Genomic DNA, 13,336 nt, shown 5'->3' with positions numbered 1-13,336 from the left:
CGGGTTCCTTTTGCCATTTTCATGGGTTGAACAATCAGACTGACACGGACAATACGCTATGAATGAGCTTTACCGGGAGACAATCGGCGAAGGAGATCGCCATCTTGTGCTGCTTCACGGATGGGGACTGAACGCAGAGGTCTGGCGTTACACGGCGGAGCGACTTGCGCCGCATTTTTGTCTGCATCTGGTGGATTTGCCGGGCTATGGCCGCAGTGAAAACTTTGGCGCGATGACACTGGCGGAGATGGCCGAAATTGTGCTCGACGGCGCACCGGAAAAAGCGTCGTGGATGGGCTGGTCTCTGGGCGGACTGGTCGCCAGCCAGATTGCGCTGAGCGCGCCGCAGCGGGTGGAAAAGTTGATCACCGTTTCTTCCTCGCCGTGTTTCTCTGCGCAGGAAAACTGGCCGGGGATCCGCCCCGAAGTGCTGCACGGTTTTCAGCATCAGCTAAGCGAGGATTTTCAGCGCACCGTGGAACGTTTTCTGGCGCTGCAAACGCTCGGCAGCGACAGCGCGCGGCAGGATGCGCGGTTGCTGAAATCCGTCGTGCTGGGCCAGCCTGTACCGTCTGTGGAGGTGCTGAACGGCGGGCTGGAGATTTTACGGCAGGTCGATTTACGCCTGGCGATGACGGAACTTTCCGTTCCGTTTTTACGCATTTATGGCGCACTGGACGGACTGGTGCCGAGAAAAATCGTGCCGTTGCTGGATGCGTTACTGCCGGATTCGTGTTCGGAAGTCATTGAAAAATCAGCCCACGCTCCGTTTATTTCGCACCCTGAAAGGTTTTGTGAAATTGTCGAACGCTTTCTGATTGCGAACTGAAAGTGAATGTAAAAAAAGTTGTCTAATTTCTGGCTAATTCTCAAGGGTGATTAATACTTAAGCCGATGATGACCGGGTAAGGCTGGCGTAAGTTTTTACGTGTACCTGTTTGCGTCTCTGGGGAGTTTACTGGTGTTTAACCATGAAGGTCATGCCAGCGCAAATGTACCTGCGGTTCATATTTTGACAGCTTTCTTTGAAAATTATTCATCCAATTTAGAGGTAATGTCATGAAATCAAATAAAATTATCATTGCGGCCGTGCTGGCAGGGTTATTCTCGGTCAACGCAATGGCGGCTGATCTGATTACGAAAGAAGAAGCGAAAGAAAAAGGCTATACCAGCCTGGGCGTGGTCACGACTTCTAATCAATACACCGCGCCAATGGACGCCCGTGAAGAACTGGCAAAACTGGCGGATGAAAAAGGCGGTAAATACTTCGTCATTATCGCCGCTCAGGAGAAGAAGAAAATCAGCGCAACCGCTGAAGTGTTCAAATAATCCCTTCTTTCCGCTGAAAAATCCGGGGGATGCCTGTGCGCATCCCTTTTTATTTTCTTTAATTCTGCGCTACCTCACTTTTTATCCCCACTATCATTCTGATTTTAAAATATTTTCCTGAATCATTACTCTGAGAGTAACGAAGTGTCTGTCCGCTTAATTGATAGGGCAGGCGAAGATTCCTACACTTAGCAGGCTACTTAAGCAGGTCAAATGTGATGCAACCGCCACTTGACTGAACTTCCCACCGTCCTCTTAGTTTCATCACGCCGGGAAAAATTCAGCAAGCTCAACCCAGGGAGGTTTGGCATGCCGCAACATCCGCAGACCACGAAAGCGTGGGACACCCGCCGCACTGAAAAACAACGGCGTCTCGACAGTGTCCGTTCCGTGGCCGAGGGTAAAGTCTTACCCACAGATAAAATTATTCCTGTCCTCGAAACGCTGATTGCCTCCGGCGACCGCGTGGTGATGGAAGGTAACAACCAAAAACAAGCTGACTTCCTTTCCCGCTCACTGGCGAAAGTGAACCCTGAAAAGCTGCATGATTTGCACATGATCATGCCTAGCGTCAGTCGCGCAGAACATCTGGATCTTTTCGAACGTGGCATTGCCCGTAAGCTCGATTTTGCCTTCTCCGGCCCGCAAAGCTTGCGTATCGCGCAGTTGCTGGAAGATGGTCAGATGGAAATCGGCGCGATCCACACGTACATCGAACTGTATTCCCGTCTTTATGTCGATTTGGTGCCGAACATTGCCCTGATCGCCGCCTTCAAGGCTGACCGCAAAGGCAACCTGTATACCGGCGCAAGCACCGAAGATACGCCCGCGCTGGTCGAAGCCGCGGCCTTTAAAAACGGTATCGTCATCGCGCAGGTTAACGAACTGGTCGAAGACGACTGCGACCTGCCGCGCGTTGATATTCCGGGCGACTGGATTGATTTCGTGGTCGTCGCCGACAAGCCCTTCTTCATCGAACCGCTGTTCACCCGCGACCCGCGTCTGATTAAACCGGTTCACGTGCTGATGGCGATGATGGCGATCAAAGGCATTTACGCCAAACACAACGTGCAGTCGCTGAACCACGGTATCGGTTTTAACACTGCGGCGATCGAACTGCTGTTGCCGACTTACGGCGAACAACTCGGCCTGCGCGGCAAAATCTGTAAACACTGGACGCTCAACCCGCATCCGACGCTGATCCCGGCCATTGAAAGCGGCTGGGTCGACACCGTCCACTGCTTCGGCGGCGAACTCGGGATGGAAGAGTATATCCGCGCCCGTCCGGACGTGTTCTTCACCGGCTCTGACGGTTCCATGCGGTCTAACCGCGCGTTCTGCCAGCTGGCAGGCCAGTACGCGGTGGATATGTTCATCGGTTCCACCTTGCAGGTCGATGGTCTGGCGAACTCCTCAACCGTGACCCGTGGCCGTCTGGCCGGTTTCGGTGGCGCACCGAACATGGGGCATGACCCGCACGGTCGCCGTCACTCAACGCCTGCGTGGCTCGACATGATTGAAGAGCCGGACCCAATGGCGCGCGGTAAAAAACTGGTCGTGCAGATGGTGGAAACCTTCCAGGCCGGTGGTAAACCGACGTTCGTTGAAAAACTGGAAGCGGTCGATGTGGGTAAAGAATCCGGGATGCCGCTGGCGCCTGTGATGATTTACGGCGATGACGTCACGCACGTGCTGACCGAAGAAGGGATTGCGTATCTGTATCGCGCCCGTTCTCTGGAAGAACGCCGCGCCATGGTCGCTGCGGTTGCCGGTATCACTGATATTGGTCTGGGCGTTGACGCCAAACGCGTTGCCGACCTGCGCCGTCAGGAACTGGTGGTCTTCCCGGAAGACATGGGGATTCGCCGCACTGACGCCACCCGTTCATTACTGGCGGCTGGCAGCGTGAGCGAGCTGGTTGACTGGTCCGGCGGTTTGTATAACCCGCCTGCCAAATTCCGCAGCTGGTAACTGATTATGCCGCAGACTTTAGCGATTGGCGCTGTACTCACAGCGGAAGAGCTGGCCGAAAGGCTGGCAGACACGGCGACGCAGGCGCTGATCGACGAAGCGCGGCTTAGCCCGAAACCGGGGCTGGTGGACAGCCGGAGTTCCGGCGCACATCAGGATCTCACGTTGGACCTGATGGTGCGTTCGGCATGCAGTCTGACCCCGACTTTTTATGCGCTGGCGTTACACAGCTGGCAGCGCCCGGCGGATATCGCCCTGCGTCAGGAAGTCGGTCGTCTGGGCCGTGCAGGTGAAGCACAAATGATGGCGGAAACCGGCGGAGTGAATACTCACCGGGGCGCTATCTGGGCGATGGGGCTGCTGGTCAGCGCTGTCGCCATGCAGCCGGAAAATCTGATGCCGCAGCACATTGCACAACGTGCCGCGAAAATCGCGAAATTACCCGACGCCTTCAGCCCGAAAAAATTCAGTAAAGGTTCGCACGCCGTGCAGCGTTATCAGGTGCCCGGTGCGCGCGAAGAGGCGCAGAGCGGCTTCCCGCATATTATCGATTGTGCGCTGCCGCAGCTTCATCACAGCCGCACGCGCGGTGCCAGCGAAAGCGAAGCACAGGTCGATGCGTTGCTGGCAGTGATGACCCGGCTTTCCGATACCTGCGTGTTATCGCGCGGCGGATTACCGGCGCTGGATGCCATGCATCAGGGCGCGCAGGCCGTGCTGGATGCCGGCGGACTTCAGACGCGCGAAGGCAAGCAACGGCTGCGCCATCTGGAACAGCGGATGCTGGCCGATAACACGTCGCCCGGCGGTGCCGCCGATTTACTGGCTGCCACCCTGTTTCTCGACCGCGTCAGCGTGGCCTGACTGAACCGGATACGCATTAACTAACATCAGTACAAAGAGGTGTTATGGAACGTTTTGAATTTAACTACCCGGCGGCAAAAGCGCTGCCAGGCCGCGCCGAAGCCGGCGTGGTGGGTTCCGGCGATTTAGAAGCGCTGTATGAACCAAAAGCAGAAGCTGAGCTTAAAATTATTGTCACCACCTCCGTCGATGGCAGCCACAGCCTGTGGCAGCACTTTTTCGACCGTCTGAACGCGCTGCGCGAATTACCGGCGGGCCGTCTGGACATTAATGATTTTGGCGCCACACCAGGGGTTGCCCGTCTGCGTATCGAACAGGTCTTTGAGGAGGCTGAAAATGCCAACTGATACTGATCAGAGCTTTATCGAACTGAGCGCCCGTCAGCGCGCCCGCAAATTGCTGGACGCCGGGACTTTCCGCGAACTGCTGGGGCCGTTCGAACGCATTATGTCGCCGTGGCTGGAACCGCAGGGCATCGTCCCGCAGGCCGATGACGGTATGGTTGTCGCGAAAGGCCAGATCAACGGTCAGCCCGCGGTGGTTGTCGCGATTGAAGGCGGCTTCCAGGGCGGCAGCATGGGTGAAGTGTCCGGTGCCAAAATGGCCGCTGCGCTGGAAATGGCGGCAGAAGATAACCGTAATGGTATCCCGACTCAGGCAGTGCTTTTGCTCGAAACCGGTGGCGTGCGTTTGCAGGAAGCCAATCTGGGCCTCGCGGCTATCGCGGATATTCACGCCGCCATCGTCGATTTACGCCGTTATACGCCGGTGATTGGCGTGGTAGCGGGCACCGTCGGCTGTTTCGGCGGGATGTCCATCGCCGCCGCCTTATGCAGCTATCTGATTGTCACCCGTGAAGCGCGTCTGGGGCTGAACGGCCCGCAGGTTATCGAACAGGAAGCCGGTATCGACGAATACGATTCCCGCGACCGTCCGTTTATCTGGAGCATGACCGGTGGCGAAGTGCGTTATCACAGCGGTTTTGTGGATGCGCTGGTCAAAGACTCCCTGAGCGAAGTGAAAGATAACGTGCTCGCCTTCATCAAAAAAGGCGTTCCGGCGACACATCGTTCTGATAATTATGATTATTACCTGCCAAAACTGACCGGTTTTGACACCGCGCAGCAGGCCAGCCGCGAAGTGACTGAAGCCCTGTTTAACCGGGAGGACCGCGCATGAGCAACGTAGAAAACAACACCGTCAGCCGGGGTGATTACTGGTTTGCCGAACTGACCCAAGACGCCACACCGGTGACTGGCCTTTGCCCTTCGGTGAAAGCCGCCGATGGCAAACTCAACGATCAGGCTGTCCGTTTCATTACCGTCGTGCCGGATAAAAATAATCACTATCCGCGCGCAGCGGGCGGTGAAGTGGGGTTGCTGGAAGGCTGGACGCTGGCAAAAGTCGTTAACGACGCCATTGCCGCTGACGCGAATTCCGACACCAAACGCGCCATCGTGGCAGTGATTGATGTGCCAAGTCAGGCTTATGGCCGCCGCGAGGAAGCGTTTGGTATTCATCAGGCGCTGGCCGGTGCCGCAGGCGCTTACGCCAAAGCCCGTCTGGCCGGACATCCGGTGATCGGTCTGATTGTCGGTAAAGCGATGTCCGGCGCGTTTCTGGCGCACGGTTATCAGGCCAACAAGCTGATCGCCTTCAAAAACAACGGCGTCATGATCCACGCGATGGGGAAAGAATCCGCCGCACGTATCACGTTACGCTCAGTGGAGGCGCTGGAAAAACTGGCCGCCACCATCCCGCCGATGGCTTACGACATCGAAAACTACGCCACGCTGGGGCTGCTGTCGCAATTACTCGACATTGCTAACCCGGACAGCGCAACACCCGACGACATCACCCGCGTACAAGACGCAGTATGGCAAAACATCCAGGACGCGCGCAAAGAAGGCGTTAGCCTCAGCAACCGTCTGGGTGCAGAAAATCGCGCAAGTTCGCAGCGCGTTCGCCAGCAGATGCGTCAGGAATGGTAATTCGTTAACAACTTTCAGTCTCAACCGGTAACGCACCTGCAAGCAGCGTGACGCAGCCGCATTTGCAGGTTCCCGCCCCTGGCGTTCAGGAGCGAGAGCCTGCTGTTGTCTGCAACTGGACTGTCATACTAAAAAAACATCGCACCGGCGCCGACTGAGCATTCATACTTTGCCTCAGGAAAAACGCTATGACTTACGTAATATTGCACGCGCTCGCCCCTATTTTCGTCATCATGATCCTCGGTTTTTATGCCGGGAAAGCGAAAATGGTGGATAACCAGAACGTCTCTTTACTGAATATTTTTGTGATGGATTTTGCTTTACCCGCTGCGCTGTTTGCAGCCACCGTACAAACGCCGTGGGCCGGCATTGTTGAACAGTCACCGCTGATTCTGGTGCTGGTTCTGGCGATGTGGATCACCTACGCCGCGATTTACTTTATTTGCACCAAAGTGTTTAAGAAATCTGCCCAGGATGCTGCTGTTCTGACGCTGACTGTGGCGCTACCAAACTATGCGGCACTCGGCCTGCCGATTCTGAGCAGCGTAATGGGCGATGCACCGTCAACATCCTTGTCCGTGGCGGTGTCTATCGCCTGTGGTTCCGTGCTGATGACACCGTTCTGCCTGCTGATTCTGGAACGTGAAAAAGCGCGTCTGAGCGGCGAAAATCAGGGATCATCTCTGGCGCTGTTGCCGGTTCTGATGTGGCGTTCAGTGAAGAAACCTATCGTCTGGGCACCGCTTTTGGGTGTGATTCTGGCGGCATTTGGCATTAAAATGCCGGAAATCTTCCTGGCCTCGATCAAACCGCTGGGTCTGTCAGCGACCGCGTCTGCGCTGTTCCTGACCGGTGTGATCCTGTCAGCCCGTAAGCTGAAAATTAACGGTCCGGTGCTGTTGTCCTGTGTCGCGAAAAACCTGATTCAGCCGTTTATCGCGTGGGGTCTGGTTCTGGCGTTCGGCCTGAGTGGTCAGGTTGCGGTGACCGCAATCCTGATGATTGCGCTGTCTGCCGGTTTCTTCGGTATTGTGTTCGGCAACCGTTTCGGCGTTCAGTCTCCGGATGCAGAAGCTTCACTGCTGATCAGTTCCGTGTTGTGTATTGTGACATTGCCGCTGTTCATCTCTCTGACGGCTGCACTTCACTGATAAGACAGGATTTATAAAGATGTCCGACCCGCGTGCCCATGATTTTGTCTGGATTAGCGACCGTTCCGCGCTGGAAAGCGACAACGTTTTACCCGACTGGGTCAACAGCAGCTGGCGCACCGCGCTGCCGCTGGTGGTCCGTCGCGACCAGCGTGCGGACGGGGCGATTCCGGTTGGGGTACGCGGGTTGACCCGCATTCAGCGCGCGGCGGCCTGGGTGAACCCGGCCGCTGTGGTGCGGGTTGCGACGCCGGAATCGCTGGCCAGTGACGTCAACGTACTTTTGCAATCGCCGTTCGTTTCACAGCAACCGGTGCAGGCATTGATTACGTTAAGTAGCCTGCAATGGCCTTTCCCGTGGGGCGTGACGGGCAGTTGTGCGTTTGCGCTGGCCAGTGATATTCCTGTGATGCATGCTGACAGCGATCTGGATTTGCTGGTGCGCTGCGATGTTCCGGCGACACCCGCGCAGTTTCTCGATTTTTACGACCAGCTTCAGCGGCTTCCGTGCCGTGCCGATGTTCAGATCAATACGCCGCAAGGGGGATTTGCCCTCAGCGAATGGCTGCGTGGCGGTGATGTGATGCTGAAAACCGCGACCGGCCCGTTCCGGGTGCGTGACCCGTGGCAATCGCTGACAGGCTGATGTCTGGCAAAAGCAGCAAGGAGCACGATGAAAATCTTATTTACCTTCCCCGGTCAGGGCCCGCAGGTGCCGCAAATGCTGCACAATTTGCCCGATAATGCCCTGACACACTCCCTGATTGAACAGGCCAGCCTGGCGCTTGGCGAAGATGTTCTCCTCCTTGATAACGCTGACGCTTTTCATTCCACGCGCGCGGTTCAGCTTTGTCTGCTGATTGCCGGTGTGGTGTGGGCAAAACAGTGTCAGGCCGAAGGCATCGACGCCGATTTTTGCAGCGGGCTGTCGATCGGGGCATTTCCTGCCGCCGTGATTGCGGGCGCGCTGGAATTTTCCGATGCCGTAAAACTGGTCGCCCTGCGCGGCGAATTAATGCAACAGGCTTATCCGCAGGGCTTTGGCCTTTCTGCCATCACCGGCCTGCGTCAGGCGCAAATTGAAACACTGGTGGCGCAGGTTAACAGCGGCGAGCTTCCGGTTTATCTCGCCAATATTAACGCGGAGGATCAGCTGGTTATCGCGGGCAGCGATGCGGCGATGAAACAGGTGATGCTGCTTGCGAAAGAGCAGGGCGCCCAGAAAACGCACCGGCTGGCGGTCACGGTGCCGTCGCATTGCGCGCTGCTTGATGAACCCGCCGCCAGAATGGTGGAAGCCTTTAAACAGGTGAACATTTCCCGCCCGGTTTGCGGTTATCTCAGCGGAACCACCGGACGCGTTTACTGGCAACCGGAGAAAATCGCCGATGATTTAGCGATGAACATGGCGCGCACCGTGAACTGGCGAGATGCCATGGTCGCGGCCTATCAGCGCGACGTCCGTCTCGCACTCGAAATGCCGCCCGGCTGCGTGCTGACCGGCCTGACAAAACGCGCCATGGATCAGGGCGAAGCGCTGTCCGTATGCCAGTCCGGCATGCAGGTTGCGGGACGTCTCGCAGCCCGGTTACGGGAAAACGAGCGTTAGAAATTAGTGTGATAGGTTGGTCATGAACTGATGTTCTTGTTGCGTTACGCTTACATGTAACTTGATGAAGTACAAAAGAAAATTATATATTCCGCATTCCTTTTCGTAGAAATATTGCGCAATATGTTATTGTCCAACCACGCTTCAATTGTTGACTGAAGCGTTGCCTCTTTACATGAAGGGATATCATGCCAGTTTTAATTCGCGGGGATTCAAAAATGATAGTGCTCGACAGATCGTACAGCACAGCGACCCTGGCCCGACGGTTTGAAGTCATTGATGAGATACATTTCAACAATGTCGACATGTTGGTCATTTATGATGAAAAAATTCCGTTTATAGCCATTGCAGAAGCCCAAACCAGAACAGACAACCGGGGCGAAAAACGACACCACGTAGTCGCTACGCTGGAACTTGCCCGCCGGAAGCATGACGATGAAATTCTCGAGGTTCGTGAATTTTGGGAAGACGATAAAGCATTTCAAATCGAAGGTGTCGTCGTCAATTCTGGAATGCGAGATTACCGTTTAGCGACCTTGTTGTATGAAACGCTGGTCACTAAAAAAGATCTCACCCTGATGAGCGATAATGAGCAATATACCGGTGGCCGTGCGTTGTGGAAACGGCTTGCTCAGGACTCAGCCGGATTAGTGATTTTCGTTCTGGATACCGCGAAAGGCCAATTTTATCCTTACGACGGTACAAAAATGCGTTACGACGGCGTGAGCATTCCTGAATCCGCCATCTGGAGCGATCATCCGGATAAAACGCACAGGCCAGTGGTTTTAATTGCGCAAAACAGCGAGCGCCTTTCAGCGCTTGCGGCTCGCTAGCGCATACATCCGGCTTTCTGCCGCCAGCGCGAGTAAATTCGGATCGTGTTCGCGGCTGTGCGGGAACACCAGCGCGATGGTCTGGCGCATCTGATAGGCTTCGGCCAGCGGCAAAAGCCTGACCGTATTTTCATACACCCCTTTCATCCTGCCGGGGATCAACGTATACCCGACGCCCGCCTGTACCAGACTTAGCATCGAGAAAATATCATTCACGCGGGTGACGATATCGGGTTCGAAACCGGCCACCTGAAACGCTTCCTGAAATCCGTGATATGTCGCGAAACCTTCCGCCAGCGAGACAAATTTCTTCTTTTTGAAATCACGTAAATCGGCGGTGCCTTCACATGCCAGATCCGAACTGGCAGGCGCGGCGAGGAAAATATCATCCTGAAATAATGGCAGCTGATCGTAACGCTGGGCATCGACGTTGGAATCGCTGGTGGAAATCAGAATGGCATCCAGTTGCCCGTCTTCCAGTTTTTGCAGCAGGTCGTTGTTCGACCCCATCACCAGTTCCAGTTCAAGCTCCGGACGGCGCATTTTCAGCCCCATGATTAAACGGGGAATGGTTTCCAGCGTCAGCGAATAGAGCGTGCCCACTTTAAGCCGTTTATCACCAAAACCGGCGGCACGCTGCGTGGCTATAATACCGTGCTCCATCTGCTCGATGACTTGCGTGGCGTGTTCGAGCAACGCCTCGGCGGCAGGCAACGGCAGCAGGTTGCGGCCGCGATGGACAAACAGCGGACAGCGCAACCCCTCTTCCAGAGAATGCAAAGCGCGATGCACGCTGACGCTGCTCAGCCCGAGCTGTTCGGCTGCGCGGGTGATGTTTTGCTTTTCCATGTAGGCGAGGAAAATTTCAAGTTTACGGAAGGTAATTTCACTGTCGATCATGCAGGCTCCTGCGGCGCACTCATGGCCGTTGCGACCTGTGGATGATAGCTGAATAGCCGCAGTGCGACTATTCAGTAAGGGCGAAACCCGGTGTTAGCAGATGACGGAGATTAGCTAATGAGCGTGTAGGAAACCGTCAGGCATTTTTTGCCGTCGGCGCAGCTTTTACAACTGCCGCTCAGGCAACTGTCATCGGCGTCAATCGTTTTGGCTTTATGCATGGCGACCAGCTTTTCGAGCATGGCCTCAACCAGCGGCTGAGGCGTATTCAACTGGCGGCTGAGCTGGCGGGCATCTGCCCGCCCGGCCAGCGCAAGGCTGTCGCGTACCTGAATCAGACTGGCCATTATCTCTCCTAGTGGCAATCGCTGCCGGTAGCGGGTTCACAGCAGGCTGCGACATTGCGCGGTTGCAGGTGAACGCTGACCCGGCTGCGTGCTTTACGCAGGCTGGTGAGCACCACAGCGTTGAAGATCAGCACGATCAATATGATGAGCGCGCTGTGCCCCGGATGATCGCTGAACGTAGCCGCCTGATAGAACAGCGTAGCCAGCGAGTAGGCAACATTCAGCCCCCAGAAGATGGAGAACGTCATCCAGCTGCGGCTGGTTTCGCGGGCGATTGCGCCCATCACCGAAACACAAGGCACGTAAAGCAGCACGAAAATCAGGTAGCTGTAAGCAGAAATCGCTGAGCCAAACTTGGTGCTCATCACGCCCATTGAGCTGACGCCCATTTCGCCGTCGCCCTTGCTGGCTTCAATTGGGTTAGAAAGTACGCTGATGCTGAAGGTATCTTTCAGACCCTGCCAGGTTTGCTTGAACGCGCCACCCAGTTCGGCAGGGAGGTCAAAACTGGCGGCATCAAACTGTTCGTGAGTAATGTGCTCGGCGGTATACAGCGTATTGAGCGTACCGACGACGACTTCTTTCGCCATCGCCCCGGTGACCAGCCCGACGGTCGCCTGCCAGTTATCCGGATGAACACCCATCGGCGTCAGTACCGGCGTCAGCACTTTACTGACAGAGGCCAGCGCAGAATCATTGATGCTGTCGACGGCCTGGCCGCTGAAGGAGAAACTGTTCAGTGCGCCGATGAAAATACTGGCGATCACGATCACTTTACCTGCACGCAGCACGAAACCTTTCAGACGCTGCCAGGTTTGCAGCAACAGGCTTTTCAGGTGCGGAACGTGATACACCGGCAGTTCCATCACGAACGGAGACGCTTCGCCGCGCATGATGGTGTATTTGAGCAGAAGCCCGGTCAGGATCGCGACCACAATTCCCAGCAGATACAGCGAGAAGACAACGGACGCGCCGTCCTGCCCGAAGAAGGCGGCGGAGAAAACGGCGAAAATCGCCAGACGCGCACCGCAGGACATAAACGGTGCCATCATGACGGTGATCAGGCGTTCACGCGGGGCATCCAGCGTACGGGCACCCATAATCGACGGCACGTTACAGCCGAAACCGACAATCAGCGGCACAAAGGATTTGCCCGGCAGGCCGAGTGACTGCATCAGGCGGTCCATCACGAACGCCGCACGCGCCATATAACCGGAATCCTCGAGGAAAGAGAGGAACAGGTACATCATGCCGATTTGCGGAACCAGCGGCAGAACGGTGTTAATCCCGCCGCCAATGCCCTGCGCAAGGAAAATCGTCAGCCACTGCGGGAAGTGCAGCGTAAAGCCAATCCATTGCATACCTTGAATGAAAATGGCTGCGGAGCCGATATCAAAAATCGGTTGCAGCGCGCCGCCGATGTTGATCGCCAGCACGAACATCAGGTACATCACCAGCAGGAAAATCGGCACGCCGAGGAAGCGGTTGAGGATCACGCGGTCCAGCACCTGCGTCAGCTTGTTTGGCGCGGTGAGATGTGAATTACTGACTGCCGCGCACAGTGACGCAATGCTCTGGTAACGCGCATCGGCGATCAGCAGGGCAGGATCAGTCAGATCTTGCTGCGCCAGACGCGCTTTTACTTCCGGCAATAAAGCCTGCGCGCTGCCCGCGTGAGTCTGGCTGTAAATATCCCCTTCAAGGATTTGCAGCGCCAGCCAGCGGCGTTGCTGCATCGCCATATTTTCCGGCATGGCGGCGGCCAGCACGTCCACTTCCTGTTGCAGAACCGGATGATAGGTCACGCGTTCGAGTTTTTCGACCTGCGGAAGGGTATCGATGGCGGCTTTCAGTTCTTTGATACCGCTGGCGCGGGTGGAAACCAGCGCGATGACCGGGCAACCCAGACGGGCAGACAGCGCCGGGATATCGATGTTGATGTTCTGGATTTTGGCGATGTCGAGCATGTTGAGCGCGACGATGCACGGAACACCGAGTTCGAGCAGTTGCAACGTCAGATACAGATTGCGTTCAAGATTTGAGGCATCAACCACGTTGATCATCAAATCAGCGCCGCCGCTCAGAATGTAATGGCAGGCAATTTGTTCATCGAGCGAGGTTTGCTCGGAGATGGTCGTCAGGGAATACGTCCCCGGTAAATCCACCAGCGTGATCCGATGTTCTTCTGTGGAGAAATGGCCTTCTTTGCGTTCAACGGTCACGCCAGCCCAGTTACCGACGCGCTGGCGGGAGCCGGTCAGCTGATTAAAAAGCGTCGTCTTACCTGAATTGGGGTTACCAATCAGGCCGATAGTTAATGGTTTCATACGTTAAGGTCTAC

14 protein-coding genes are annotated in these 13,336 nt (G+C 55.8%); 11 read left to right on the top strand and 3 right to left on the bottom strand.

What is annotated here, in order from left to right:
* Positions 1–58 precede the first annotated feature (58 nt).
* The 11 genes from bioH (at position 59) to ACM5QY_RS03225 (ending at position 9,748) form a co-directional block, all read left to right on the top strand.
* The gene (bioH, locus tag ACM5QY_RS03275) at positions 59–829 is read left to right on the top strand and encodes a pimeloyl-ACP methyl ester esterase BioH (RefSeq protein ID WP_416119181.1); all 771 of its coding nucleotides are present in this window, start codon (positions 59–61) and stop codon (positions 827–829) included.
* Positions 830–1,059: 230 nt separating this feature from the next.
* Positions 1,060–1,329, top strand: coding sequence for a YdgH/BhsA/McbA-like domain containing protein (locus ACM5QY_RS03270; protein WP_416119180.1), 270 nt, complete (start codon positions 1,060–1,062; stop codon positions 1,327–1,329).
* A 309-nt stretch (positions 1,330–1,638) separates the two neighbouring features.
* Positions 1,639–3,300: a malonate decarboxylase subunit alpha gene (gene mdcA, locus ACM5QY_RS03265; protein ID WP_416119179.1), complete on the top strand. Its 1,662-nt coding sequence runs from the start codon at positions 1,639–1,641 to the stop codon at positions 3,298–3,300.
* A 6-nt stretch (positions 3,301–3,306) separates the two neighbouring features.
* Entirely contained in the window at positions 3,307–4,164 is an 858-nt protein-coding gene (locus tag ACM5QY_RS03260; RefSeq protein WP_416119178.1) for a triphosphoribosyl-dephospho-CoA synthase, read from the top strand.
* Between the two features lie 44 nt (positions 4,165–4,208).
* On the top strand, positions 4,209–4,511 hold the full coding sequence (locus ACM5QY_RS03255) for a malonate decarboxylase subunit delta (protein WP_410149880.1): 303 nt from the start codon (positions 4,209–4,211) through the stop codon (positions 4,509–4,511).
* Positions 4,501–5,343, top strand: coding sequence for a biotin-independent malonate decarboxylase subunit beta (locus ACM5QY_RS03250; protein WP_416119177.1), 843 nt, complete (start codon positions 4,501–4,503; stop codon positions 5,341–5,343). The genes ACM5QY_RS03255 and ACM5QY_RS03250 overlap by 11 nt, the downstream gene beginning before the upstream one ends.
* Positions 5,340–6,155, top strand: a complete 816-nt coding sequence (gene mdcE, locus ACM5QY_RS03245; RefSeq protein WP_416119176.1) for a biotin-independent malonate decarboxylase subunit gamma — start codon at positions 5,340–5,342, stop codon at positions 6,153–6,155. Before ACM5QY_RS03250 ends, mdcE begins: the two co-directional genes overlap by 4 nt.
* A gap of 188 nt (positions 6,156–6,343) precedes the next feature.
* Entirely contained in the window at positions 6,344–7,306 is a 963-nt protein-coding gene (locus ACM5QY_RS03240; protein ID WP_416119175.1) for an AEC family transporter, read from the top strand.
* Positions 7,307–7,325: 19 nt separating this feature from the next.
* The gene (locus ACM5QY_RS03235; protein WP_416119174.1) at positions 7,326–7,952 is read left to right on the top strand and encodes a malonate decarboxylase holo-ACP synthase; all 627 of its coding nucleotides are present in this window, start codon (positions 7,326–7,328) and stop codon (positions 7,950–7,952) included.
* A 27-nt stretch (positions 7,953–7,979) separates the two neighbouring features.
* Complete coding sequence (gene mdcH, locus ACM5QY_RS03230; protein WP_416119173.1) at positions 7,980–8,915, top strand: malonate decarboxylase subunit epsilon; 936 nt, start codon at positions 7,980–7,982, stop codon at positions 8,913–8,915.
* A 188-nt stretch (positions 8,916–9,103) separates the two neighbouring features.
* On the top strand, positions 9,104–9,748 hold the full coding sequence (locus ACM5QY_RS03225) for a hypothetical protein (protein WP_104923660.1): 645 nt from the start codon (positions 9,104–9,106) through the stop codon (positions 9,746–9,748).
* Here the strand turns inward: ACM5QY_RS03225 and ACM5QY_RS03220 are convergent.
* The 3 genes from ACM5QY_RS03220 to feoB form a co-directional block, all read right to left on the bottom strand.
* The gene (locus ACM5QY_RS03220; RefSeq protein ID WP_416119172.1) at positions 9,728–10,648 is read right to left on the bottom strand and encodes a LysR family transcriptional regulator; all 921 of its coding nucleotides are present in this window, start codon (positions 10,646–10,648) and stop codon (positions 9,728–9,730) included. The two genes, ACM5QY_RS03225 and ACM5QY_RS03220, sit on opposite strands and share 21 nt — an antisense overlap.
* Before the next feature lie 110 nt (positions 10,649–10,758).
* Entirely contained in the window at positions 10,759–10,995 is a 237-nt protein-coding gene (locus tag ACM5QY_RS03215) for a FeoC-like transcriptional regulator (RefSeq protein WP_416119171.1), read from the bottom strand.
* An 8-nt stretch (positions 10,996–11,003) separates the two neighbouring features.
* Positions 11,004–13,322, bottom strand: coding sequence for a Fe(2+) transporter permease subunit FeoB (gene feoB, locus ACM5QY_RS03210; protein ID WP_416119170.1), 2,319 nt, complete (start codon positions 13,320–13,322; stop codon positions 11,004–11,006).
* Positions 13,323–13,336 lie beyond the last annotated feature (14 nt).

Source organism: Rahnella sp. PCH160 (assembly GCF_047784855.1).
Lineage (GTDB): Bacteria > Pseudomonadota > Gammaproteobacteria > Enterobacterales > Enterobacteriaceae > Rahnella.
This window is presented reverse-complemented; position numbering and strand designations above follow the sequence as displayed.

What these genes read in the sequence shown, in the direction of transcription:
- bioH (WP_416119181.1), top strand. Translation starts at nt 59, where the DNA reads ATGAATGAGCTTTACCGGGAGACAATCGGCGAAGGAGATCGCCATCTT.
- ACM5QY_RS03270 (WP_416119180.1), top strand. Translation starts at nt 1,060, where the DNA reads ATGAAATCAAATAAAATTATCATTGCGGCCGTGCTGGCAGGGTTATTC.
- mdcA (WP_416119179.1), top strand. Translation starts at nt 1,639, where the DNA reads ATGCCGCAACATCCGCAGACCACGAAAGCGTGGGACACCCGCCGCACT.
- ACM5QY_RS03260 (WP_416119178.1), top strand. Translation starts at nt 3,307, where the DNA reads ATGCCGCAGACTTTAGCGATTGGCGCTGTACTCACAGCGGAAGAGCTG.
- ACM5QY_RS03255 (WP_410149880.1), top strand. Translation starts at nt 4,209, where the DNA reads ATGGAACGTTTTGAATTTAACTACCCGGCGGCAAAAGCGCTGCCAGGC.
- ACM5QY_RS03250 (WP_416119177.1), top strand. Translation starts at nt 4,501, where the DNA reads ATGCCAACTGATACTGATCAGAGCTTTATCGAACTGAGCGCCCGTCAG.
- mdcE (WP_416119176.1), top strand. Translation starts at nt 5,340, where the DNA reads ATGAGCAACGTAGAAAACAACACCGTCAGCCGGGGTGATTACTGGTTT.
- ACM5QY_RS03240 (WP_416119175.1), top strand. Translation starts at nt 6,344, where the DNA reads ATGACTTACGTAATATTGCACGCGCTCGCCCCTATTTTCGTCATCATG.
- ACM5QY_RS03235 (WP_416119174.1), top strand. Translation starts at nt 7,326, where the DNA reads ATGTCCGACCCGCGTGCCCATGATTTTGTCTGGATTAGCGACCGTTCC.
- mdcH (WP_416119173.1), top strand. Translation starts at nt 7,980, where the DNA reads ATGAAAATCTTATTTACCTTCCCCGGTCAGGGCCCGCAGGTGCCGCAA.
- ACM5QY_RS03225 (WP_104923660.1), top strand. Translation starts at nt 9,104, where the DNA reads ATGCCAGTTTTAATTCGCGGGGATTCAAAAATGATAGTGCTCGACAGA.
- ACM5QY_RS03220 (WP_416119172.1), bottom strand. Translation starts at nt 10,648, where the DNA reads ATGATCGACAGTGAAATTACCTTCCGTAAACTTGAAATTTTCCTCGCC.
- ACM5QY_RS03215 (WP_416119171.1), bottom strand. Translation starts at nt 10,995, where the DNA reads ATGGCCAGTCTGATTCAGGTACGCGACAGCCTTGCGCTGGCCGGGCGG.
- feoB (WP_416119170.1), bottom strand. Translation starts at nt 13,322, where the DNA reads ATGAAACCATTAACTATCGGCCTGATTGGTAACCCCAATTCAGGTAAG.